This is a genomic window from Roseobacter weihaiensis (assembly GCF_020622345.1).
Lineage (GTDB): Bacteria > Pseudomonadota > Alphaproteobacteria > Rhodobacterales > Rhodobacteraceae > Roseobacter > Roseobacter weihaiensis.
Genome location: NZ_JACNMO010000042.1, coordinates 1 through 23,107, shown reverse-complemented (window position 1 = coordinate 23,107; position 23,107 = coordinate 1). Strand labels below are relative to the sequence as shown.

Here is a 23,107-nt window from a genome sequence, read left to right as displayed (position 1 = left end):
ATCGGCCGTCGGTTTGTCGGTTCCAGCTTTCCGTCTCATCTTCACTCCTTGACGGTTCAGATGAGCCAGAAACCTTCCGTTATGCAAATCCCCCAATCAGGCCAAAAGGTGCTGATGTCAGACATGCCAAGTTAGTCCCGCAGGACTACCATGCTGTGACTGTCCCATGCCGCCCAGACCAGATCATCGCCAATGGACTGCCCTATGCCTGCATCGACGAAAGCGCGAAGTCTGGCGCCATCCGTTTCTTCCACAAGAACATCAATCGCCATCCGACTGCCAAGAAAGGTCTTATTGACCACCCGTCCCTGAACCGCATTGGGCACGTCCGGGCGCGTATGGTGGAAGGCCATTTTCTCCAATCTGACGGATGCCGTGATCGGCGTTCCCTGAGGCGGGACCCCGGCCGGCGCATGACCACGGAACGTGTGACCGAACCAGTCCATCACCACCGCACCGCCGTCGACAGCACGCATCTTGCCCGACAACAGGTTGGTCTCACCAATAAATTCCGCGACAAAGCGGCTGGCGGGGTGGAAATACAACTCTTCCGGTGTGCCGTCCTGTTCCACGCGACCCTTGTTCATGACCACGATCCTGTCGGACATCGTCAGGGCTTCTTCCTGATCGTGGGTGACGAAAAAGAACGTCTTGTGGGTCTGCCGCTGGATGGACTTCAGCTCCCGCTGCACCTGCCCGCGCAGCTTTGCATCCAAGGCACCCAGCGGCTCATCCAGAAGGAGCAAGGCCGGATCAGGTGCCAGAGCCCGCGCCAGGGCCACGCGTTGCCGCTGTCCGCCCGACAATTGGCCTGGATAGCGGTCGCCATAGGTGTCAAGCTCCAGGAAGGACATGATCTCATCCAACCGCTGCTTGATTGCCGCCCTGTCCATCCCCTTGAGTTCCAACGCGAATGAAATGTTCTGCCGGACCGTCATATGGGGAAACAGGGCATAGTCCTGAAAGACCATGTTCACATGGCGCTTTTCCGGCGGTTGGTTGGTGACATCCTCGCCATCCAGAACAACGCGCCCGGCATCGGGCCGCTCAAACCCGCCCAGAATACGCAAGGTGGTGGACTTGCCGCATCCCGAGGGGCCCAGAAAGGTCACGAATTCGCCCTGCGCGATGTCCAGAGACAAGTGCTCCAGCGCCACCGCATTGCCGAAACGTTTGGAAATTCCGTCGATATGGACAAGCGGGGCCGAGGTCATGCTTGGTTCTCCTTATTGGCGCGGCGGGTAAAGCGTTCGGCCCAGATGCCGACGGCGGCGGTCAGGACCAGCGCAACCGTGGCAATCGCGTTGATCTCGGGCGACATGCCGGAGCGCAGCATCGCAAAGATCAGCACCGGCAGCGTGGGTTCATATCCGCCTAGGAAAAAGGATCGGACGAAATCATCGAAACTGAGCAGCAGGCAGAAGACACTTGCGCCCAGAATGGCAGGGACAAGGTACGGCAGGGTGATGCGCATGAACGCGATCAGCGGATCGGCCCCAAGATCCCGCGCCGCTTCGATCTGGCTTTTCGGCAGGGTCGACAGGCGCGCCATCACCACGAGCACCACAAACGGCACGTTGTGCACCGCATGCGCCCAGACAATCGCACCCATGCCCGGCTCGATCCCCAACAGCCGCGCGTAGATGCGAAAGGCGATCGCCGAGATAATGCCCGGCACGAGGGCTGGCAGGATCATGAGGGCAAAGGTCACTGTCCAGCCCCAGAATTTGCGTCCCTCCAGCAGGACGGCAATCCACACACCGACGATGACGGAAATCAGCGTCGACAGCACCGCGATGACCACGGAATACCCGAAAGTATAGAGGATCTCCGAATCCGAGAAGACGCCGGTGTACCAGTCCAACGTCCACGACCGGATTGGAAACCCGATGAACTTGCTGTCCTTGAACCCCATCAGGATCATCAGGAAGAGCGGCACAAAGACGTAGAGGACAAACGCCCAATATGTGCAGCTGAGCAGAATGCGATTGCCGCGGTTCATGCTTTCTCTCCCTTGCGCAAGGCTTTCATGAAGGCCTGGAACACCCCGGTGATCAGCAAGGCTGTGACAAACATGATCACCGCAAACGCAGCCCCGGTCGGCCATTGATCGCCCGCGACGTGAAAGAAGCCCGCGATGGTTTCGGAAAACACTGTCGTTGAAGGCCCGCCCAGCAGGACAGGTGTCGCGTAAAACCCGGTCGAGATCAGGAACACCAGTGTGCAGCCTGACGAGATGCCCTCAAGGGTCAGCGGCAGAGTCACCCGGCGGAACCGGGTCCAGGCGCCCGCGCCGAGGTCGGCGGCGGCCTCATTGTAGCTCTTGGGCAGCTTCTCCAGCGCGGAATAAAGCGGCAGCAGCATGTAGAGTGCGGTCAGATAGACGATGCCGATGCCCATGGAAAAGCCCGTATACATGAACGGAATGGGCCGGTCGATCAGCCCGAACCACTTGAGAACAAGGTTTACCGCGCCGGTATTGCCCAACAGGATCATGATCGCATAGGTCCGCACGATCTCGCCCACCCAGAACGGCACGAGCAGCAACAAGAGCATCAGCATCTGGTTCCTGCGGCTCACATGGCGGGCCAGGAAATAGGCCACCGGATAGGTCAGGATCAGCGTGCAAAACGTCAGGATCGTCGCAAAGGCCAGCGTGCGGAAAAACGGCATCCAGAAGATACTGTCGCCAAAAAAACGCATGTAATTGTCAAGGGTAAAGGTCTGAGGCGTGCCGGGGGCGACCGGGTAGGCATCCAGCAGGGACACACGCCCCATTTGCACCATCGGTCCCAGATGCTGGGTCAGCAGCCACAGGATCGGAAAGGTCGCAAGAATGGCAAACTGACGGCGCGGTGACGCCGTGGCCAGGGCTGCGAACGCGCGATAGGGTCCCCACTGGACCAGCCGCCCCCAGAACGGGCGCGCGCCGGTCGGGGCGGTCGCGCCTGCCGCGTCTTTTCGCACGGATGCGTCATAGGTCATGCGCCAGCCATCCCTCTTGCCAGTTACGAAAACAGGCCCGCCCAAATCAGATGGGCGGGCCACACCATCAAAGGATCAGGCGGCTTTGACGGCCTCGACCGCCGGGTCAACGAGGCTGTACTTCAGCTCGTTCGCCTCCGCGCGGAAGAACTGCAGGTTGGCCAACTGCTCTTCCGGGAACGACGTCGACTTCTTCTCAAGGTCGGTCAGGAAGTTCGACGCATCCTTGTAGGTCGAGATAAAGCCGGACGCCTTGGTCATTGACGCGCCGATTTCCGGCGAGGCAAGGATCGCGTTCAGGAAGGTATAGGCGTTGTCCACATTTGGTGCGTTGTTGGCGATATTGTAGGTGTAGACAAAGCCATAAGAGCCCTCGTTCGGGATCGTCATGCCCAAGGGGAAGCCGTCGTTGATCAAAGCTGCAGCCGGTCCGTTCCAGCTGTGGCCAAGTGCGATGTCCTGGTTGACGAACATCTGCTGCACTTCGGCGCCGCTGTCGTAGTACTTGCGCACCAGTGGCTTCTTGTCGATCAGGAACTGCTTGGCCTCCTCGACAATCGCGGCGGCCTTTTCGGGGTCGTCCATGTATTCGACCATATTGCCGTCATAGCCCATCTTGAGCATCACAATCGACATCATATCCTGAATGATATAGGCGGTCTGGCCCGCGTATTTTTCCGAGAACAGCGTGTCCCAGCTCATCGCTTCTTCCTCGGAGACCAACTCGGTGTTGTAGGACAGAACCTCCATCCCCGACAGAATGGGTGCGCCCCATTTTTCGCCGTTGATCGTCGCCCAATCGCTTTCGGAGAAGGTCGGATTGATATTGCCCCAGTTGGACAACCGGCTGGTGTCGAGCGGGGCCAGCAGCTCGCTGTCGATGAACTGAAGGAAACGGTGGCCCGCAACCGTCATGATATCCACCGTCGGATTTGGCTGCTCCGCGGCAAGCAGGTTGAACTGTTTGCCCTGGTCATCGACCAGACGCACGTTCACTTTGATGCCGGTCTCGGCTTCGAACTGATCCTTGAACGCTTCGGGCACGAAATCGTTGTAGGTCCAGATGTTGACTTCGCCGCCCGAGGCATGCGCACGGCGCAGATAGGCCGGGCTGGCCAGTGCTGCACCAGCCGCGGCAGCGGTTCCCATGAAGTGGCGGCGGTTCAGGATCAATTTGGTCATTTTCAGTACTCCTTGTTGGTTTAGTTTTTGATTTATTGTTATTCGTCAGTCTTCCTGACCTTGGGTCAAGTGTCTAGCATAACAGTCCGGTGCGGGCGGCCTGCTGCAAATCTCCAAGGTTGTAACGCTCCAGTTCCAGCACGGACAGCAGATCGTTTTCCGCGGCGAAATCACGGTCGTACATCGCCGAGAAGAGTGCAATCCCGGCTTCGTGCAAAATGGCGGGGCGGTCGACCAACCGGCCCAGCACGGCGGTCAGTTGCAGGCCATAAGGCACATCTTCGGTCACATATCGGCTGTCGGCAGTGGCCGGGCCGGTGCCGCCATTGCCCTGCGCATGCATCTGCTGGTTCATCTGCGAAATCGAAGCGACGGGCACGTGAAAGCTCAGATGGAAATGCTCGAAGATCGTCTTTACGCTCAGGCCCAGTGTCTCGGCAATCGCGAGCCGTTCCAGATCGAGCTTTTCCAGAAGCCGCCCCACCTTTGGCGTGACGTTCTGCCCCTGGCTCCAGACTTCGCCGCGTTCCATGCGGGTGATATTTCCAAGCGCGATGCCCAGATGGTTCTGCGGGTTGAGATTGGACAGCGAGATTGCCAACAGCCCGGCGCGGGGCTGGAACCGATCCCCGAAGAGGCGCTGACAGACGGCCAGCGCGCAATCGGATCGGGTGTCCGGCACCGTGCAGAGATCGACCCGGCTGCGCACGGTGTTCACCCGCACCACCGGGCCCTGCTGTCGCCGCCCGGTCACCACAGTGGTGCCCCAGGCCGTGATGTGAGCCGCCACGCCCCGCCGGTCCAGCAGGCGCATCAGGTAAAGCGCGCCCATGGAGGCGTGGGACGACACGATCACATGCTGCCCGGACCGGATATGCGGCGCCACTGCATCCATGACGGCCTTATGCCCATAGGCCGGCAGCGCGATCAGCAGCACATCGTTTTGCGCCACAAGCGCCTCGGCAGAGGCGGCAATGCGCGGTGTGAACTTGAGCTCAAGCGCGCCTTCGGCGGTCACGCCCGCCTCAAGATCCTCTGTCCCGGCCCCGGAGGGAGACCACAGCATCGGATCATGTTGCCGATCCGCCAAAAGGGCCGCTGTGCCAAGCGCGATCGACCCGGCCCCGGCGATGCCAACCCGCAAACTGTCGGTCATGCTGTGCCCTCCGGCCGGACCGGATCCCCCAGCACATGCATCAGCCGGTTGGCCCAGCCGAACAACGCGGTGGACAGAGTAAGATCCAGAATTTCCGCGTCCGTCAGACCCGCGTCACGCAGCGCCGACATATCCTCGGGTCCGGCCTCGGGCGGGGCCTCGGACAATTTGCGTGCAAAGGTGAAAATTGCCGCATCCCGTGGCGACAGCTCGGCATCGGCCCCTTGGGCAAACAATCTGTCTGTGATCTCGGTACTGTTTTCCAGCTTAGCATGGCGGTCGGCATGCACCGCCGCGCAATAGATGCAGCGATTGACCATCGAGGCGGCAATCGCACCAAGCTCGCGTTCGGCCCGCGACATGCCGCCCTCGTCATACATGATCGCGTTGAACAGGGGCGAGCGTACCGCCAGGCTCTCCACGTCATGCGCCAGTGTCAGGACATAGGCCGAAACACGGGTGTTCGACGGCGTGACCTTGAGCGCGTCAAGCTGGGCGGGCGTGGCCTCGTCCAGACGGACCGGTGTCACGCGCGGCTCCCATTGCGGCACCCGGCGAGTGAACTTGTGCACCACGCGGCTCATGTCTTGCCGCCTTGCATCAGACGCAACCCCGCCACAACCCGGAGCTGATAGGCGACAAAAGCCACCAGCTCACAAAGCCGGACGATGTCCGCATCGCCCACACCTGCCGACTGCAATCGCGTGATATCTTCTGCGGCGATATCCTTCGTCGCGTTGGCGGCCTTGTCGACAAAAGCGATCAAAACCGGATGGCTTGCGGTGCCATCCTGCGTCGGGTCACTCAAGGGTGCCATGGCACCCGCGGCCTTTGCATGGTGCTCCGCCAGCACCCGGTCTCCCGACTGGGCAGCGATACGCGCGGCAAGCGCCGCGCGCATGTCATGGGGGAACGCACCACATTCATCGGGCCGCAAAACGGCTTCTTCTGCCGCCTGCGTCATGTCAAAAATGTTCGAACGAGCCTTGACGGCCGCGCCGAAACCTCCCGTTTCCGTCACCCCCGCCATCAGCGTCGGCATCTCGAAAAGGCTCATGCGACCTTGCCCTCGGGGCTGTCCTGCCCCAGCGCGGTCGGTTCCCATTCATGCCCGACAAGCTCGGGTGTGTCGTAATCAAGCATCCCCTGCCAATGCGCCTCGACGTCTTCGGCGTAGAGCTTTGCCGCCACCTCGCGCGCCAGCCAGGCAGCGCCTTCACTGATGCCGGGAATGTCACCACTGATCTTGCCAAGGCTGGCGGAGGCCCCGTAATTGAAGCAGTAGACATGGCTCAGCCAGGGGGCCGTACCGGGCTGTTTTTCGCGGAAAGTGAAATCCGGGTTCAGAAACGGAAAGCGGCCCAAATCGGCGTTTTCCTCACCCTTGGGCGGGGTGTAGACATCCTGCCACAGCAGAATATTGCCCGCCGTCTCCCCGAATTCCGTTCGCGCCATGGGGTCAATCACGAACCCGGTGCCAAGAATGACGAAATCCGCGCAATAGGACGTGCCGTCGGCAAAAAAGATCTCGGCCCCGGTGTCGCGCTGTTCGATCCGGATCGTTTCCTTGTCGAAATGGAAATACGCGTTGTCGTGCCGGCTGACCCGCAGGGTGGACCCGTGCGGCGGCGGTGTCTGGGTCGCAAAGGAATACTGCATGAAGCGCCAGCGCCATTCCTCCGGCAAGGCCGCAAAGCCCGCGGTGAAGCCAAAACTGCCGATCCCCATCATCTTGTTGATCGTCGGCATCTCCTTGCGACGCACCAGATGGCGGACCTCCGCCGCGCCGTGCTCAAGCGCCTCCGCCGCGTTATCGACCGCCGACGCGCCGACCCCGATCACCGCCACACGCTTGTTCCTGAGCGCGGCGAAGTCGATCTCATCCGCGCTGTGCGCCCAGAGATCACGGGGCAGGTCTTTGACAAAACCGGGGATATTGGGGCCCCCCGTCCCATCGCGACCGGTCGCAAAAATCAGCTTGCGGCAGAGAATCGTCTCAGCCTCCACCCCCGAGACGCTGAGCCGCAACAGATTGCCTTCGGGTGCGACCTGATCCACCGACACACCGTTTTCAATCGGGATCTCAAGCGTCTCGCGATACCATTGCAGATACTCCATCCACATCGGACGCGGGATCTTGTCGAGCGCCTCCCATGCTTCTGACCCGAACTGTGCGCGATACCATGCCTGAAACGTCAATGTGCCATGACCAAAGGCCGGCCCGGTCAGCGTTTTGGGAGAGCGCAGCGTTTCCATCCGCGCATAGGTCAGCCATGGTCCTTCCCGCCCCTTTGGCGCCTGGTCGAGCACGCGGATATTGCGCATGCCCCCCGTGGTCAGGGACAGCCAGGCCACCATGCCGCACATGCCGCCGCCGATGATAACGATATCTGTCACGCCCGCGCGCGGCGGGACCCAGTCCTTGCCCGGATAGAGCAGACAGCCAAGGTTCTCCTTCAGGCGCGCCTCAAGACCCGGCAGGCCCAGATTATCGAGTGTTTGTGTCTCAAGCGATGGCATCAATCTCAGTCCATGAATTAGGTGTTTCGGTTCAGCATCAGGTGATCCCGTAGGACCAGCTGGGATGCAAATCATCAATGACGTAGGCGTGTACGTGTCGGTGGTCCGGCCCGGACGCGCGGGCGTCGAGAAGATGTGGGTGGTCGTCGGGCAGTTCGGGATGCGCATGCGCGCGCGCCAGCGGGTCATGCGCAGGCCAGACCCGCAAGGCAACGAATGTGGTCGCGACACACATCAGCGACAAAACCAGCATGGCGGTCTCAAGCGACAGCCATACCGCCATCCACCCCGCCAGCGGATAGGCCACCAACCACCCTGCATGGCTGAGCGAGAACTGGGCGGCAAAGACTGCGGCCCGGTCCTGTTTTTGCGCGGAACGGGTCAGGACAAGGCCCCCCGGCGTCAGAACGAGCGATGAGGCCAGCCCGAACCCAATCCAGATCACCGCCAGTGCGGCCAGAGTGGGGGCGGGCAAGGCGGCGAAGACACAGCCAACAGCCGCAAAAAGAAACGTGCCCATGCTCATGGTGCGGCGCTCTGCCAGGCTCTTGACCAGCCGCGGGACCAAACCGGCCCCAACCGCAGCCCCCAATCCATAAAACCCCATCAGCACCGGCAGATATGTCTCCGACGCCCCAAGACGCACCCCTGCGTAGACAACGGTATTCACAAGGATCCAGGCCATGGCCAGCGACAGCGCGAGGTTGAGAAGAAACACCCCTCTGAGCCTTGGGGTCCGCAGATAGATCACCAATCCCCTGGAGGCGCGTTGCCAGAACGGTTTGTCAGTGGTGGCGGCGACCTGTGCGGGAAACCGGGCCATCAGCACGGCAGCCATTGATCCGGCAAAGGCCAACGCCGCGACGAGAAACAGCGCATGCCCCGCAACAACCGTCAGCAGAGCGCCCGCAATCACCGGGCTCAGCACCGCTTCGAGCGTGTAGGCGATGCGGGACCAGGACAAGGCGCGCGCATAGACGTCCTCCTCCGGCACGACATCGGGAATGACGGCTTGATAGAGCGGTGTAAAACCGGCCGAGAGCGCGAAAAAGACGAACGACAGACCCGCGATGTGCCACAGGTTGCTCGTGAACGCCATGGGCACCAGCAATAGCATCCGGCCAAGATCCAAGGAAACCAAGGCCGCCTTGCGCGACAGGCCTGCCAGCAGCATTTCGGCCAGAGGGGCGAGCCCGACATAAGCCACCATCTTCAAGGCAAGCAACAGCCCCAGAAGCTGACCGGCTGCTTGCGCCCCGCCAATCCGGTAGGCGGCAAGGGATAAGGCAACGGTCAACAGACCGACGCCGACCAACGAAGATATCTGCGCGCTGAACAGCCACCTGAAACTTGGGTTGGCCAGTGGGCTGGTCACGATGCAAGCGTCTCCTGCGTCATTTCAACGGGCAAAAACCGCGCCGTGGCCGGATCTGCACGATAATGACAGTGATAGTCCGCAGCAGAGAAGGCAAGCCCATCGACCGCCGCAATCACCTGATCCGCCTTGTCATCGGTCATCAGCGCCGACAGATTGAGCCGAACCCAGCCCGGCTTTTCCAATTCCAGACCGCTGGCAATCGCCCGTTCGAGGTTTTCGGATTGATCCGGCCCAAGCCCCAGCAACCGGTGGGCATAGGAGCCCGCGCAGGCACAACCGCCGCGTGCCTGCACACCGGCGACATCGCTCAGCAGACGGGTGAAAAACTGATGTTGGATGTATCCCCCCTGTCCATCCCGCACACGGAACGAAAAGATCGGCAGCCTGGGGGCGTTCACGGACCCCAAGAGATCCAGCCTCGGATTATGCGACCAGACCGCCAATGCCCGCTGGCGCAGATGCTCCTGCCGCTCAGCCAGCCAGTCCTGACCCAAGGCTTCTTTGACCAGCATGGCCAGCGCCACGCGAATGTCCCCGATCACGTTTGGCGTCCCACCCTCTTCGCGCGCGGTGATATGATCGGAATAGGTGTGACCCCAGGGCGAGACGAAGCTGACCGTTCCGCCGCCCGGCAGCGTGGGTGTACTACGTTTCACCATGGCGTCCCGGACGATCATGACCCCGCTGGCCCCCGGTCCACCGGGAAACTTGTGCGGCGAAAACACAACCGCGTCCTTTGCGGCCTCGGTGCCGGTCTTCATATCCATCGGGATATAGGGCGCGCCGCACCCGTAGTCCCAGATCGCCAGCGCGCCATATAGCTTCAAAAGCCGTGTCACGGCGTCGACATCGGTCAGGATACCGGTCACGTTTGAGGCGGCGGAAAAAGCGCCCACGATCAGTTGAGCCCCCTCTGCCCCGCGCAAAGCCGTCTTGAGTGCCTCAAGGCAAGGGCCGCCGGCCACACCTTCGTCGATCTCGACCACTTCGGCGCCGCTCTCGCGCCAGGGCAGCAGATTGGAATGATGCTCGTAGGGGCCAACCAACACAACCGCCCGATCTCCCCGTGCGACAGTCCCGGCGATATCGAGCAAGCCCACAACCCGGTTGATCGCTGCGGTGGATCCAGATCCGGTGAACACAACACTGGTGCCCGCGCCCGCCCCCGTCAGCCGCGCAACCTCGCGCCGCGCCGCATCGCGCAATTGGGTCACATAGGCCCCGCAAAATGACGCCTGCGTGTGACTGTTGGCGTAGTAGGGCAGAACCTTGTGCCTTACGAAATCCTCGACCTGGTCCAACGCCCGGCCCGAAGCGACATAATCCGCATAGATCAACTGGCGCGGTCCAAAGGGTCCTTCAATCTCTGCCCCGTCGCCGATCACACCATCGCGGATCCAATCCACCACATCGGATCGATGCAGGGACTGTTTGAAGTCGTCAAGGGGACGCATCTGACCTCCAGATCCTCAAATTACGCACCTCACAATGACACAATGGGTGGAAATTATTCCATCTAACTTTACACTTTACTCGTGTAAATTCTATCATATGATAGATATATGAGCCTGAAACTCGATCAAATAGACTACCGGCTTCTGGAGGAGCTTCAGCGCGACTCCGCACAATCGCAACGGGCCCTGAGCGACAGGATCGGCCTGTCTCAGAACGCCTGTTGGCGGCGGCTCAAGGCGCTGGAGGCGAGCGGTGTCATCCGCAACCGCACTGTCGTGCTCGACCGCACGCAACTGGGTGTTGGTTTGATCGTGTTTGTCATGATCAAGACCCGGCATCACTCTGTCGATTGGCTTAAACACTTCCGGCAACACGTCTCCTCGATCCCCGATGTGATCGATTTTTTCCGGATCGGCGGCGAATACGACTACCTTCTTAAGATAGCAACCAAGGACATGGCGAGCTATGATCGCGTGTACAAACGCTTGATCGAGGGAATTGAGCTTGAAACCGTTACATCATATTTCGCCATGGAAGCCATAGAAGAGCAGCGCTCGCTTCTGTTTTCATAGGCTTGGTCTCGCGCTTTTGATGGGCCCCTGTGATCCACGGCTTTGCTGGAAGGGGGCGGCACCGCCCGCTGTAACCGGTGCCTCGGGGTATCGCTCTCAGCCATCGCCTTCGCTGCAACCGTGATATTCTGGTTATGAGGTCCGAGCCCGACTATCTAGGCAAAGTTGCGCCGGTTCTGGCAGGGACAAGTTGATTACACCCCGCAGGGGCTTAAAAGTCCTCACCACAGCTTGTCACCCGAACCATGACACGCAAACCCGGTGAGGCCCCTGCATGAAATCAACTAACCGTACCTCTTTCCTTGCGTCGGAAAGTCATCAAACCGAACGTCGCCCCGTGTTCTCGAAACCTTCACGCCGCGCGGTGCTTGCCGGATCGGCCGCTTTTCTGGCCTTGGGCGTCTGGGACAGCGCAAACGCCGACGAGACGTCCGCGAAAACGCCCATGACCTTCGAAGGGCTCATCGAAAAGGCCCGCACCGCGGCCACCCAGCCGTTTCAGCCAGCAACTATTCCCGCGCCCGACCTTATCGAAAAGGTGAACTATAGTGCTCACTGGCAGATAGAGTTTCGCGAAGATGCAACGCTTTATGTCGGAGAAAACAAGGCACCGGTGCAGTTTTTTCATCCGGGCCGTTACTTTCCCGAACCGGTTCGGATCCTCATCCGTGACACGGCAGGCGCCGCGCGGGAAGTGCCGTTCGGCCCTGAATTTTTTTCGATGCCGGAGGACAACCCGGCCTATGACCTGCCGGAAGGGTTCGGCTTTGCCGGCTTCAGGGTTATGCGGCCGGGACTTGAGCCCGATTGGGTATCCTTTCTGGGCGCGTCCTACTTCCGCACCGATGGGCCCGAGGCACAATACGGCCTATCGACGCGTGGCATCGCCATCAATACCGGGTTGAACGTACCCGAAGAGTTCCCCCGGTTCACGGCGTTCTGGCTTGGTCCGCCGGAAACCGATGACGAAGAGCTCTCGGTCTGGGCAGAGCTCGATGGCCCCTCGATCACCGGCGCCTACCGGTTTGGACTGGTCCGTAACGCCGCGTTCGGCGGACATCTGACACGCATATCGGCCCATGTCTTTCTGCGGGAGAACATCGAGCGCTTGGGCGTGGCGCCGCTCACGAGCATGTATTGGTATTCGGAACGCGATCGCGCGGGAGGCGACGATTGGCGCCCCGAGATCCATGACAGCGATGGCCTTGCCATGGACACGGGAAATGGCGAGCGGCTCTGGCGACCCTTGAGCAATCCCGCAAGTGTCACAACATCGAGTTTCATGGATGAAAATCCTGCCGGGTTCGGGCTGATCCAGCGCGACCGGACCTTCGAAAACTACCAGGATGACGGTGTCTTTTACAATCGTCGCCCTTCGGCGTGGATCAGACCCATCGGCGATTGGGGGCTCGGACAGGTGCAACTTGTTCTGATCCCGACGGAGGACGAAACCTTTGACAATGTCGTGGCATACTGGGTGCCGGACAGCACAACAGAAAAGGGCGCAGCCTTTCATTTCGATTACGAGATCGAGTGGCGCGAAACGGATCCACTGCCGGAGGGTGTGGCCCGGGTCGTCGCAACGCGTCAGGGTGAGGGTGGCGTACCGGGCGATCCGCTCCCCGAAGGCGTCGCAAAGATGGTGGTCGATTTCGAGGGACCGTCCCTGACCGGCCTCGACCGCAACAGCGGAGTCGTTCCGGTCATCGATGCCGTCAATGGCCGTATCCTAGAGCCGATTGACGCCTATCCTGTCGTTGGAACGGATCACTGGAGGCTGATGTTCGATTTCGAACAGACCGGGCCCGAACCCGTCAGTCTGCGCGCCTACCTGCAACACAAGGAACGCGCATTGACCGAAACCTGGCTGACGGATGCCTGGGTCGAGCGCAGACGGAGCTAACCCGCATGCCCGTCTGCTTGACCATTTTGGCGTGGCGGTACCGCACCTGAAGGCGAAGCCTGTTCTGTCGGAATTGACCGGAGCCTTGCCGGAGACCGGAGTGCGGACCGTTACGCGGCATGCGGACAATGGCGTGCAGACAATCCAGATGAGCGCGACCCAAACGGGGCGACGACGGCATCACGACGCAGACGGTGCGACCATGCAGTTTGTCGCCACGGGCGTACACATTTCACTGTGCCATCAAGGTAGTGTGACGACGAATATCAGTCCCGAATTCTGAGTGGCGCTACGCTTGTAGACGAACCCTGCATGTCGGTGAGTGAAGACGTCCAGCAGGCCCTTTCGGCCTCTTACACGCTGGAGGGCATCATCCAATGAAGCGGGCACTCACTGTGCTTGGCTGCGGCACTGCTCCGCAGTTACGGAGCGTTTGATATTCCTCCAGGTGGAAAAGGGAACCTGCATTCAGCCTGGACAACTTTCTCAAGCGCCCGATGGATTGCTTGACACAACAGCTTTACAGTGGTGAGGCACACGCGTTTTCTGAAGACGTCGAGCGAGGGGCAATTGGCATGTTGAAAAGTCGGTTCGACAGTTGTTTGAATGTCTGCCATACCGGCGGAAATTGCGTGAAGAACCCACGCAAGACTCATCGCCACTTGAGGCGCTGGTGTTTGGACTGTATGTGCTGCGGGTGGAGCGTTGAACTTACAAACGAAGCGATAGAGTATTGCTCAAAAAGCTGATATCTCAACTCACTAACGAAAGCCTCGTCCGGCTGTTGCGCGAAAATGTGCGTATGCAGGCGATGAATTACACCATAGCCATTCTGGCAATGGTCGTGATTGCCATCACCTCCGCTCTGACGGCCTGGATCATGAAGGACATCATCAATTCGATGATGGAAGGTGGAAACAGGGCACAAGTTCTGTCGGTCGCGGCGGCGGTGGCTGCCATCTTCACTGTGAAGGGTATTGCGACCTACGTCCAGATGGTCTGGCTTGGTAGGGCCGGGAACAGTATCGTGTCGCATCAGCAACGCAAGCTCTACTTGAGCATTCTCAAGCATAGTGTTTCATTTTTCAGCAAAGGTAACTCGTCAGAGTTGCTCATGCGTGTGACCATGTCCGCAGAGGGGGCTCGCCGGGTTATCGACACGGTCGTTACCGGGTTCGCGCGTGATCTTTTGACCTTGATCGGTCTGATATTCGTGATGTTCTACCAACAACCTCTATTGTCCCTCATTTCGCTGGTTGTAGGACCGATCGCGCTATTGGGTGTCCGCAAGATTCTCAGCTACGTCAGAGACATCATGGCTGCTGAGATGACGGGTCAAGCGGAGATCATGAAAATCATACAGGAGACATCGGCGGGAATCCGGGTGGTCAAGGCCTTTGACCTCGAAGACAACGTATATGACCGGATGGACGATGCGGTTCGGAGCGTCGAAAAAAAGCGCAACGCCATCAGAAGGCTGGAAGCCGCGACAAGCCCATTGATGGAAACACTGGCTGGATTTGCCATCGCCAGCGTGGTCGCGCTCAGCACCGTGTCGTTCTTTGGCCAGTCGTCAACGTCCGCGGGGCAGTTGATGTCATTTATTACTGCCGTGCTGATGGCATACGAACCGGCCAAAAGACTGGCAAAAATGCGCGTCAATATCGAGACTGGCATGCGAATGGCCGAGTTGATGTATCAGGTGCTGGACCGTCCGGTTGAAGTGACGGAAAAGCCGGATGCGGTCACCTTGCCAAGTGGGATAGGCGGCGTCTCTCTCAAAGATGTCGACTTCGAATACATGAATGCCCAGACAGTCCTGAAAGGCCTTTCAATAGAGTTTGAGCCCGGGAAGACGACGGCGCTTGTCGGGCCCTCCGGCGGAGGAAAGTCGACAATAATCAATCTGATCATGCGGCTCTACGACCCGACAAACGGGTCTGTCGAGATCGGCGGCACTGATTTGCGTGACGTTACCTTCAAATCTCTGCGCCAAGTCATTTCCTTTGTCGGGCAGGATACCTTTCTTTTCGACGGCACAGTGAAAAACAACATTGCCATGGGCCTTCACGATGCAACGGATGAACAGATCATTGACGCCGCCAAGGCTGCGAATGCGCATGAATTCATCATGGAACTGGAAGACGGCTATGAAACGCGTGTTGGCGAGAACGGAAAACTCCTGTCCGGCGGGCAGCGACAGCGCATATCCATAGCCAGAGCACTGCTTCGGGACAGTCCCATTCTTTTAATGGATGAAGCAACGAGTGCGCTGGATTCCGGTTCTGAAGTTCTGATCAAGCAGGCGTTGGACCGGTTGACAGTGGGTCGAACCACAATACTTATCGCGCACCGCCTGTCGACCATTTTGAACGCCCATAAAATCGTTGTGATCGACAAGGGGCAAGTCGTCGAAGAAGGCAATCTAAACGAGCTTCTGCAACACAATAGCCTGTTCAGAGAGCTATACGACCACCAGTTCAATTCTGACGCCGAAGTCTGAACGCTGCTGATATCAAGACTAATAGAGGGCGTTGCAAGGGGCATTTGCTGCATCTGGCTTTGCCCCGGAAAGCTTTCTAAATCATTCCACAGAGGCCGTTTATCAACCTGCGGGCATCTGCAACCGAAGCATTCGCTGGCGGGCATTTTCCAAAAAATCGCGCATGGGCTGCTGTTTTAAAGCCCAGTCAGGCAATGCGTTCGTTTGTGGTATTTCGGCCTCGTGTCCGGTCCAGGTGCTGGTCCGTTAAGAAGTATTCAGGTGGTCTTGGCCCTCTTTATTCTCAGGGGGTGACCATCCATTTCCGCTCCTCAAAAACGGTCATTGCGATCTTACGTATCTCGACAAGCACAGGGTTCTGTTGCGTTCCGTGAACGGCGTCCTTGATCCGCTGCACCCCATGAAGCGAATGGAGTTGCGCCAGACCGTTTGCCGAGAGTTGCAGCCTTTGCTCCGACGTATAGCTTTTTGTTTTGGCATGGTAGACGAAACAATCCACGGCAACGGCGCAAAGAAAGCCCGCCTCTTGCGCACGCAGATTATAATCGCTTTCTTCCCCGTACCCTTGTGGAAAGCGCTTCTCATCGAACAAGCCTATGGCCTCAATGACATCTCGCTTTATTGCGAGACAGAAGCCGTTTACCTGCTCGACAACGGGATAGCTGAAGCGCTCGGCCATCTCGGAACAGAAAGCGTCGATAGACACAAGCGTGTCGCTATCGGCCTTTATGAGGTTCGGAGACGCATTGGGCCCGGGCATGTAAGGTATTGATTGCCATCCCCCGGCGTTGGACAGTGGTCCGGCGATACCGATGCGGGCGTTCGCGTTCAAGCAATTTTGCAACTTTGCGATCCAGTCACCGACGACTATTGTGTCACTGTTCAAAAGTATGACGGTGCCCTTATCGCTCTGTCTGAGACCTGCGTTGGCGGCCTTACAAAAACCGCTCCCTTGCTCGCGGCGCATCAAATGAACCAGATCCTGGTTTTCACTGGCGATGGTTTCGCATAGCTTTTTTGTCTCGGCTCCGGATCCGTCATCGACGATGATGAGGCGATCGCCCGAGGACATTGTTGGCAGAGTAGACTCCAGACAAAGCTTTACGTCGTCATAGCTGTTGTGGACACATACGATGATATCCGCCGGCGGTCTGCTTGTCGTGGTGTTCATTCAGGTTTACTTCTCATGAAGCCATGTTCCGCTCTGAAAAAAACGCCAGATTTATTGATCGGTTCGGGAAAGGGCGAAAACATGATATCCGGCACGGCCGCCATCGCGATCGGCAATGAAAGCTGATCTCGTTTTGACCCCTTTATCAACAGCCGCCACCACTCTGTGAAAAGCTGCTTAACGGAGGGAGAAGCTGGTCGCAATACCATCGCCATTGTCTCGAGCAAGCCCGTTTTCGGGGCCTTGTCGAGGGTGCCCAACCGGTGGAAATGCTCGGCAAGTTCTTTCACGTTCTCCTTGCCCAAATAAACACACGCAGCTGCTTCAGCCATTACACTGTTCCGGTCGGAATGTCTGAACGTCGCGAAGTCGAAAGGTTTGTCGCTTACTTCGGAGATCACCGTTTCGGGATCGCAGCAAATCAGAACATTCCCATCGACCCACATCACCCATTCATATTCTTCAAAGAAAACAGGGAGGTTCAATTTGATAAAGCGGGCTTTTCGACGTGGATCTACGTGATGGTAAGGAGAGTGAACATGTTGCCAGTGATCGGAAGCTTCAAAGAAGCGGTCTGAGACTACGAAAAAATCCGCTTTGCTTTTCCACGAAGAATCAATTGGCATCAGCACGTCGTAGTTGCCGAAAATCGCTGTGACGACGGCGATCTTCTTGTTTTTTGGATTTGTAATTTTGAAGGGATCGATGGCTCTGCTATCGCTTGGTGACAACACCTGCTGACTTGTATCTCCTATTTTTACGCCGCAGCGCGCAAGGTACTCCAGACCCCAATTTGACAGTGACACCCCATCTTCGCCGGCGAGTGCAACATTCGGAGCAAACGCGTGCTTCCTGCCCTGCTCCAGATAATGTTTCAGACAGGAACTTGCTGCATCAAGCTGATGCGTTTCCCTATACCAATCTTTGTCAAGGCTTGCATCCAGCAGATCTGTTTCTGTCAAAAACCGCTCATTTTCCAGATTGGGATCATATCCCGTCAAATAGTATCCAAATTTCTGGAATTCGAATGCGCGTCGTTCCTGTCTGCCTGACAGGAATATCTTTAGTTTCGTCGAGAATGTCTCGCCTTCGGTTATCTTGAGTCGCCGGCCAATTGATTGAGACAGTCCCATTGAACACCTTCTTACTTTTTAGCTGTCTTATCCGTTGGTCAGCCCAATAATCAATCCCGTAAACGAAATGGGCGAGTTTGCGCGACATTGGGCTGCAAAACGGTCATTGAGCACTGGAATCCTGAGTGTTTCGGATGCGGTTTATCATTTGGCGACGATGTCCGGTTGCCGAACCCTGAAGGTGGCCTCGTAAGGCAAAGCCGTCTGCCTCAAACCGGTTGATGGGGGTCGCAGTGTTTTCCACCGGATCACGCAGATTCCATGCATTTAATTGGCTTTCGCACGGGCGTATTTGTATCGGAGTCCCGACAGACGCGAAGAAAGTTGCCAATAGGTCGAAGAATGCTCTAAGTGATCTTTAGTGCAAGAGGGCGTGTGGCATGGACTCCAATGAATTCGATACGGTGTTCCGCAACAAGGAATTCGACTACGTCGATTTTGGCTGTAGCAAAGGCGGATCTCTGCAATTCGGCAACCATGTGCTGGGTGGTACAATTGGTATCGGCGTCGATATCGATGCGCGGAAGGTCGAACAAACGCGCGAAGCCGGTTTCTCCGCTGTGCTCGGGGATGTTACTCAACTCAATACCGTCCCGGATTGTACCCGTTTCGTCACGATGATTGACTTTTTGGAGCATCTGCCAGGAATTGAATTGGCCGAAAAGTGCATTGCCGCTGCCTGTGAAGCGGCAACGGATTTCGTCTTCATTCGCCAACCTTGGTTTGATAGCGATGGTTACCTTTCCGCTAACAATCTCAAGCTCTACTGGTCAGATTGGACAGGTCACCCAAACGCAATGACCACTTTGGAACTCTACCGCGTACTTAAAAAGATGCCGAAAGCCCGTCAATGGCGTATCTACGCAAGAACACGGATCAAGGACAGCTCCGATCCGGCTGTGCATCCGATTTCGTCACCCTGCGACCAGCACGACTACGATGAGTATCTGCATGGACCGAAAGCCAAGCTGAGGTTCAAGCAAACGGTTTTCTACCAAACAGGTGCGATCATTCTTTTGAAAGACGATCCGGATCTACTTTCGGATATTGAGAAGAGGGCGAAGTTCACTCAGGTTCTGCATGACAGCGCGGGCTTACCACAAAGCAAAAAAAGCCTGCTTTCCCGCCGTTTTGGTACTTAGGATGTGACATTATCAGGCGCGCAAGTTCTGGAGTAAGGCCTGCAGTCTTACCGGCCAGGCAGCACGACCTTGATCAACAAGCCAATGCCCGAGTGTCTGGAAGTCGCCGCGTTCCAGATCCTTTGCGCGCAAAATAGCCTTCGGACCTTTGTGTGACCGGAGAAATGCTTCGACCGCCTCCTCAAATTCAATCCGCCGTGCGACTCCGTAGGTCGGTGATGTCAGGACTTCCTCATCTCTTTCGAATATGATCCCTTTGGATTTCGCGTTCGAGATGGCGTGCCTTTCATGCTGAGCGGGATCATCGCACAGCAGCGCCACTGGCTTGTCAGTGAGCATTTCAGATCCAGCAATCTCAATTGCAGGTGCACCGTGTGGGGAGATGCCCAGAATATTGTCACTGAAAAGGATCTTTTTTCGGGGTTTCCGGGATAGTTTCTTCCATAGCCAATTGGGAGATTTATCGGACCCTTGCACAGCGCTGGTCAGCAATCGTTTCAGGTGCACCTCAGCACCCGGTGCATGCAGGATCACGGCGCCCGCCCTTTTGTAATCGTCTGAAAGGCGCTTTAACCTCTGTGTTTCTAAGTGCGGCCGCCAGCTGAACCACTTGTTTTCGCGAACGTTTTCTTTGATGAGATCAAATTTGACGCCCGTTTCACGAAGCGCGAACGGTAAACTGACTTGGTCACGGCGAGATCCGGCGAGGTATTCTGACCACCACATCTCCATAGCTGTTTCGACAGATGGATCGGAATGCCGTCTCAGGATTGCCATACCGGCGGGGATCGGTTGGTCTCTTGCCGACGCACGACCATCAAAGCCAAGTCCGCGATATCGTGCAATCTGCTTTTGCAATGACTCAGGGTCATCCTTACCGATCCGAATGCAGACCTCCGCTTCCGCAAATACGTCGCGGCGGTCTTCTGGATGCTCAAAGAACAATATGGGTGCATTGTCGAGGCGCGCGAACAAATCACGAAGCGATCCGATGACTTCGAGGTTGGCATCTATGTAGAGACTGCGATCATATTGTTGCAGGAATCTGTGCGGCAGAATTTTGGCAAGACGCGACGCACGCGTAAGACTTGTCCCGACCTCCGTCTGCCGCGCCAGAGATACAATTTTCCAACCGTTTGAGGGAATTAGGGGATTGTCCGTGAAGCAAACAAAATCAACGTCCGGATCATCTGATTTTGGCGGTATGGGGATGTCGTATCCGCCATAAACACATGTGTATACGACCAGCGAAATTCTGTATTCCTACTCAGCTGCAATAATCCTATGGTGAAAATATACACCACGCGCGGTCGCAGCAAGCGTGTTGTCTTCTGTTATTGATGCGGGTTCTACGTGGGCTCGGCACCCTTGAAAGGCATTAAATTGAAGTTCTTCAAATCCAATAATCGGTCTTCGGAAAAAAAGAATAACGACACCAGCCCGGCAAAGCCACCTCAAGATCCCAAGAAAAAGAAAACTTCGGATCCAGACCAGTCAAGCCGTCTGATGAACAAAATTGCCAAGCATTTAGGGTTCACTGACTATCTTGAGGTGGGTGTCCAGGGTGGTGTAACATTTAATGCCGTCGACATCTCTCACCGCGACGCGGTCGACCCTAATTTTCTTTTTGAGACATCCGAGTTCGAACGGGAAACGGTCCGGTTTTTCCAAATGCCGTCTGACGAGTTCTTCTCGCGCCATTGCGACAAGACTTATGATCTGATTTTTCTTGACGGGCTGCATACCTTTACCCAGTGTTTTCGCGATTTCTGCGCTGCGTTGCAGGTGCTGAGGGAAGGCGGCGTGATCGTGATCGACGATACTGTCCCGGGCGATCTCTTCAGTTCTTTGGCAACGCAAGACCTTGCGATTGCGGCGCGGGAGGCACACGGCTTAACGGGGCGCGCATGGACAGGAGATGTCTTCAAAGTCATTCCGACAATTCACAACTACTTCCCAAATCTGAGCTACGTCACCCTGCGCAATCCGGACAACCCCATGTACAAACCGAACACAGTGCTATGGCGCGGGCAGCGGGCGGATTTCCATCCCGCAGATATGGACCTTAAAGACATAGAGAGTTTAGGCTACTTCGACCTCCCGCTTATTGAGAACCTGTTTAACTACATGGACTACGAAGACGGCCTGTCACTGCTGTTCGATAGTGTGACCAAACCCTGAGCTGCTCCCCTTGTTTGGCCCCCCCGGCCGGAGTTTTCCGCCTTGTCTCAGCGTGGCGGGCTGGTATCGCCAACTGAGTTTGTCTTCTGGATCGGTGGGTTGTTCGTGATGGCGCATGCGGTCTTTCTTCGTTTTAGATGCTATGTGGGTTCTCTGCGGGAACCGAGTGCCCGATCTTCCAGAGAATGCAACAAGGAGGATCGACATGATTGCGCACCAAACATCGGAGCCTAGCGGCGACTGCTACGTGGCATTGGAACTGAGCCGGAGCAAATGGCTAATCGGGGCAATCCTGCCGGGTCAGGAGAAGCTCAAGACGACCACGGTTGCCGGCGGTGACACTGCCGCCCTGCTCCAAGCTCTTGATGATATCCGCGGCAGGGCCAGGGCTCTTGGTCCCTCAAACCCACGGCTCCGTGCATGCTTTGAAGCTGGGTATGACGGATTCTGGCTTGCGAGGTTTCTGGCCGATCGTGGAATCGACGTAACAGTTCTCGACGCCACAAGCTTTCTGGTGTCGCGGCGCGGTCGGAGGGTACAGACGGATCGGATCGACGTCGAGGCGATGGCGTTCACCCTCAAGGCGTTCTGCCTCGGCGACAAGTCGGTTTGTCGGGCAGTTCGTGTGCCGACTCCAGAAGAGGCAGACGCAAAGAGGGTTTCCCGGGAGCGAAGTCAGTTGGTCAAGGAGCGCACCCGCAACATCAATCGTATTCGCGGACTCCTGAATTTGCATGGCATCGGGAGAGTCCTTGGCCTCCATGGTGGCGATTGGCGATCATGGCTTGATGAAGTCAGAACCGGTGACGGTCGGCGCCTGGAGCCATTTCTCGTGCGAGAACTTTATCGGCATTATGAACGGCTGCACTTGGTCATCGAACAGATCCGGATCCTCGACAGCGAGGGGAAGGCCGTCGCCGCGCAGCGGGATCGGGTGCCATGGGTCACAAGATCGCAATGCTCCAACGCCTGCGTGGCGTCGGAGAAGGTGGCGCGACAACCTTGGTGGCTGAAGTCTTCTGCCGCCAATTCCATAACCGTCGACATTTAGCGTCATATCTTGGTCTTGCACCGAGCCACTACGCAAGCGGCGGCTCTTCCAAGGACCAAGGGATCAGCAAGGCTGGCAACAAACCAGCTCGCGTCATGATGGTCGAGCTTGCGTGGTGCTGGCTGAGATACCAGCCGCAAAGCCAACTCTCGCTGTGGTACCGGCAACGATTTGGACAGAAGACTGGCCGATCAGGCAAAGTCGGTATCGTGGCGCTGGCGCGGAAGCTAGCGATCGCCTTATGGCGATTTATCGAAGAAGGGCTCGTGCCGGCAGGGGCCAGGTTGAAGACCGCTTGACGACAGGTTCGACCACCGACGGGTGATCGGAAGTTGGGACGTTTGCCGGGCGTGGAGAGGGCATCTCAAAACGCCGAGTTGTAGTTTGGTACCATCCCGACAAACGTGCATCTGGCAACCATGAATTGGGATCATGGCTCGGGCAATGTCCCGACCGAATACAAGTCAAGGCGCCAAGCGCGCCAGCGCCAATAGATGCACCAATCGAAAGGAAGGACAAAAGATCAGGAGCTTGACACCCCAGAGATCATACAAGTCCCTACCGCTGCCCGGCAGGCGCCGCTTGCGGCGATGAGAGGGGCCACTCCTCCATCTTTGCCCAGGCATCGTCAAGACCATGAAGTTGCCATTGGAGCGCCATTGGTCTGAGCGATAATGGCGACGCCTGTTCAGGCATTCGGCCCGGAACTTGGAGTTGAACGCTTCGATGAAGGCATTGTCCGTCGGTTTACCCGGCCGCGAGAAGTCGAGTGTGA

Annotated in this window: 20 protein-coding genes and 1 pseudogene; 7 read left to right on the top strand and 14 right to left on the bottom strand. The window is 57.5% G+C overall.

What is annotated here, in order from left to right; translation table 11 throughout:
- Positions 1-131: 131 nt before the first annotated feature.
- The 10 genes from H7847_RS25495 to H7847_RS25450 all read right to left on the bottom strand — a co-directional run bounded on the left by H7847_RS25495 (position 132) and on the right by H7847_RS25450 (position 10,675).
- The gene (locus tag H7847_RS25495; protein ID WP_227272341.1) at positions 132-1,214 is read right to left on the bottom strand and encodes an ABC transporter ATP-binding protein; all 1,083 of its coding nucleotides are present in this window, start codon (positions 1,212-1,214) and stop codon (positions 132-134) included.
- Positions 1,211-2,002, bottom strand: a complete 792-nt coding sequence (locus tag H7847_RS25490) for an ABC transporter permease (protein WP_227272339.1) — start codon at positions 2,000-2,002, stop codon at positions 1,211-1,213. Before H7847_RS25490 ends, H7847_RS25495 begins: the two co-directional genes overlap by 4 nt.
- Entirely contained in the window at positions 1,999-2,985 is a 987-nt protein-coding gene (locus H7847_RS25485) for an ABC transporter permease (RefSeq protein WP_227272337.1), read from the bottom strand. Before H7847_RS25485 ends, H7847_RS25490 begins: the two co-directional genes overlap by 4 nt.
- A 75-nt stretch (positions 2,986-3,060) precedes the next feature.
- Positions 3,061-4,167: an ABC transporter substrate-binding protein gene (locus H7847_RS25480; RefSeq protein ID WP_227272335.1), complete on the bottom strand. Its 1,107-nt coding sequence runs from the start codon at positions 4,165-4,167 to the stop codon at positions 3,061-3,063.
- Positions 4,168-4,240: 73 nt separating this feature from the next.
- Complete coding sequence (locus tag H7847_RS25475; protein ID WP_227272333.1) at positions 4,241-5,323, bottom strand: NAD/NADP-dependent octopine/nopaline dehydrogenase family protein; 1,083 nt, start codon at positions 5,321-5,323, stop codon at positions 4,241-4,243.
- Positions 5,320-5,907, bottom strand: a complete 588-nt coding sequence (locus H7847_RS25470; RefSeq protein WP_227272332.1) for a peroxidase-related enzyme — start codon at positions 5,905-5,907, stop codon at positions 5,320-5,322. The genes H7847_RS25475 and H7847_RS25470 overlap by 4 nt, the downstream gene beginning before the upstream one ends.
- Positions 5,904-6,380 carry a hypothetical protein gene (locus H7847_RS25465; RefSeq protein WP_227272330.1) on the bottom strand — a complete coding sequence of 159 codons (477 nt, stop codon included), beginning with the start codon at positions 6,378-6,380 and terminating at the stop codon, positions 5,904-5,906. Before H7847_RS25465 ends, H7847_RS25470 begins: the two co-directional genes overlap by 4 nt.
- Positions 6,377-7,843, bottom strand: coding sequence for an NAD(P)-binding domain-containing protein (locus H7847_RS25460; protein WP_227272328.1), 1,467 nt, complete (start codon positions 7,841-7,843; stop codon positions 6,377-6,379). The genes H7847_RS25465 and H7847_RS25460 overlap by 4 nt, the downstream gene beginning before the upstream one ends.
- A gap of 37 nt (positions 7,844-7,880) precedes the next feature.
- Positions 7,881-9,218, bottom strand: coding sequence for an MFS transporter (locus H7847_RS25455; protein ID WP_227272325.1), 1,338 nt, complete (start codon positions 9,216-9,218; stop codon positions 7,881-7,883).
- Positions 9,215-10,675, bottom strand: a complete 1,461-nt coding sequence (locus tag H7847_RS25450; RefSeq protein WP_227272324.1) for an aminotransferase class V-fold PLP-dependent enzyme — start codon at positions 10,673-10,675, stop codon at positions 9,215-9,217. The genes H7847_RS25455 and H7847_RS25450 overlap by 4 nt, the downstream gene beginning before the upstream one ends.
- Positions 10,676-10,783: 108 nt before the next feature.
- Here H7847_RS25450 and H7847_RS25445 point away from each other — a divergent pair, with 108 nt between their 5' ends.
- From H7847_RS25445 to H7847_RS25435, 3 genes are all read left to right on the top strand, one after another.
- Positions 10,784-11,248, top strand: coding sequence for an Lrp/AsnC family transcriptional regulator (locus tag H7847_RS25445; protein WP_227272322.1), 465 nt, complete (start codon positions 10,784-10,786; stop codon positions 11,246-11,248).
- A 274-nt stretch (positions 11,249-11,522) separates the two neighbouring features.
- Positions 11,523-13,151 (top strand): glucan biosynthesis protein, encoded by a 1,629-nt coding sequence (locus tag H7847_RS25440; protein WP_227272320.1) that lies wholly within the window; start codon positions 11,523-11,525, stop codon positions 13,149-13,151.
- A gap of 733 nt (positions 13,152-13,884) precedes the next feature.
- A complete protein-coding gene (locus H7847_RS25435) occupies positions 13,885-15,654 on the top strand; it encodes an ABC transporter ATP-binding protein (RefSeq protein WP_264479722.1) in 1,770 nt (589 codons plus the stop codon).
- Between the two features lie 283 nt (positions 15,655-15,937).
- On the opposite strand, the gene H7847_RS25430 is transcribed toward H7847_RS25435, so the two are convergent.
- Both H7847_RS25430 and H7847_RS25425 read right to left on the bottom strand, forming a co-directional pair.
- Positions 15,938-16,825, bottom strand: coding sequence for a glycosyltransferase family 2 protein (locus H7847_RS25430; protein ID WP_227272318.1), 888 nt, complete (start codon positions 16,823-16,825; stop codon positions 15,938-15,940).
- Positions 16,822-17,958 (bottom strand): glycosyltransferase domain-containing protein, encoded by a 1,137-nt coding sequence (locus H7847_RS25425; protein ID WP_227272317.1) that lies wholly within the window; start codon positions 17,956-17,958, stop codon positions 16,822-16,824. Before H7847_RS25425 ends, H7847_RS25430 begins: the two co-directional genes overlap by 4 nt.
- 380 nt (positions 17,959-18,338) lie before the next feature.
- Between H7847_RS25425 and H7847_RS25420 the strand changes: the two genes are divergently transcribed.
- Positions 18,339-19,100 carry a hypothetical protein gene (locus tag H7847_RS25420; protein WP_227272315.1) on the top strand — a complete coding sequence of 254 codons (762 nt, stop codon included), beginning with the start codon at positions 18,339-18,341 and terminating at the stop codon, positions 19,098-19,100.
- Between the two features lie 12 nt (positions 19,101-19,112).
- Here the strand turns inward: H7847_RS25420 and H7847_RS25415 are convergent, their stop codons facing one another.
- Positions 19,113-20,225: a glycosyltransferase domain-containing protein gene (locus tag H7847_RS25415; RefSeq protein WP_319799799.1), complete on the bottom strand. Its 1,113-nt coding sequence runs from the start codon at positions 20,223-20,225 to the stop codon at positions 19,113-19,115.
- A 258-nt stretch (positions 20,226-20,483) separates the two neighbouring features.
- On the opposite strand from H7847_RS25415, the gene H7847_RS25410 reads away from it, so the two are divergent.
- From H7847_RS25410 to H7847_RS27310, 3 genes are all read left to right on the top strand, one after another.
- Positions 20,484-21,281 (top strand): class I SAM-dependent methyltransferase, encoded by a 798-nt coding sequence (locus H7847_RS25410; protein ID WP_227272313.1) that lies wholly within the window; start codon positions 20,484-20,486, stop codon positions 21,279-21,281.
- A 205-nt stretch (positions 21,282-21,486) separates the two neighbouring features.
- Complete coding sequence (locus H7847_RS25405) at positions 21,487-22,332, top strand: IS110 family transposase (RefSeq protein WP_227272311.1); 846 nt, start codon at positions 21,487-21,489, stop codon at positions 22,330-22,332.
- Positions 22,221-22,631, top strand: coding sequence for a transposase (locus H7847_RS27310; protein WP_406676040.1), 411 nt, complete (start codon positions 22,221-22,223; stop codon positions 22,629-22,631). Before H7847_RS25405 ends, H7847_RS27310 begins: the two co-directional genes overlap by 112 nt.
- Positions 22,632-22,890: 259 nt before the next feature.
- Here H7847_RS27310 and H7847_RS27305 read toward each other — a convergent pair.
- A pseudogene (locus H7847_RS27305) lies at positions 22,891-23,107 on the bottom strand (integrase core domain-containing protein); the annotation flags it as partial.

Excerpts from the sequence above, each read along its gene's own strand:
- H7847_RS25495 (WP_227272341.1), bottom strand. The coding sequence starts at position 1,214 with ATGACCTCGGCCCCGCTTGTCCATATCGACGGAATTTCCAAACGTTTC.
- H7847_RS25490 (WP_227272339.1), bottom strand. The coding sequence starts at position 2,002 with ATGAACCGCGGCAATCGCATTCTGCTCAGCTGCACATATTGGGCGTTT.
- H7847_RS25485 (WP_227272337.1), bottom strand. The coding sequence starts at position 2,985 with ATGACCTATGACGCATCCGTGCGAAAAGACGCGGCAGGCGCGACCGCC.
- H7847_RS25480 (WP_227272335.1), bottom strand. The coding sequence starts at position 4,167 with ATGACCAAATTGATCCTGAACCGCCGCCACTTCATGGGAACCGCTGCC.
- H7847_RS25475 (WP_227272333.1), bottom strand. The coding sequence starts at position 5,323 with ATGACCGACAGTTTGCGGGTTGGCATCGCCGGGGCCGGGTCGATCGCG.
- H7847_RS25470 (WP_227272332.1), bottom strand. The coding sequence starts at position 5,907 with ATGAGCCGCGTGGTGCACAAGTTCACTCGCCGGGTGCCGCAATGGGAG.
- H7847_RS25465 (WP_227272330.1), bottom strand. The coding sequence starts at position 6,380 with ATGAGCCTTTTCGAGATGCCGACGCTGATGGCGGGGGTGACGGAAACG.
- H7847_RS25460 (WP_227272328.1), bottom strand. The coding sequence starts at position 7,843 with ATGCCATCGCTTGAGACACAAACACTCGATAATCTGGGCCTGCCGGGT.
- H7847_RS25450 (WP_227272324.1), bottom strand. The coding sequence starts at position 10,675 with ATGCGTCCCCTTGACGACTTCAAACAGTCCCTGCATCGATCCGATGTG.
- H7847_RS25445 (WP_227272322.1), top strand. The coding sequence starts at position 10,784 with ATGAGCCTGAAACTCGATCAAATAGACTACCGGCTTCTGGAGGAGCTT.
- H7847_RS25440 (WP_227272320.1), top strand. The coding sequence starts at position 11,523 with ATGAAATCAACTAACCGTACCTCTTTCCTTGCGTCGGAAAGTCATCAA.
- H7847_RS25430 (WP_227272318.1), bottom strand. The coding sequence starts at position 16,825 with ATGAACACCACGACAAGCAGACCGCCGGCGGATATCATCGTATGTGTC.
- H7847_RS25425 (WP_227272317.1), bottom strand. The coding sequence starts at position 17,958 with ATGGGACTGTCTCAATCAATTGGCCGGCGACTCAAGATAACCGAAGGC.
- H7847_RS25420 (WP_227272315.1), top strand. The coding sequence starts at position 18,339 with ATGGACTCCAATGAATTCGATACGGTGTTCCGCAACAAGGAATTCGAC.
- H7847_RS25405 (WP_227272311.1), top strand. The coding sequence starts at position 21,487 with ATGATTGCGCACCAAACATCGGAGCCTAGCGGCGACTGCTACGTGGCA.
- H7847_RS27310 (WP_406676040.1), top strand. The coding sequence starts at position 22,221 with ATGGGTCACAAGATCGCAATGCTCCAACGCCTGCGTGGCGTCGGAGAA.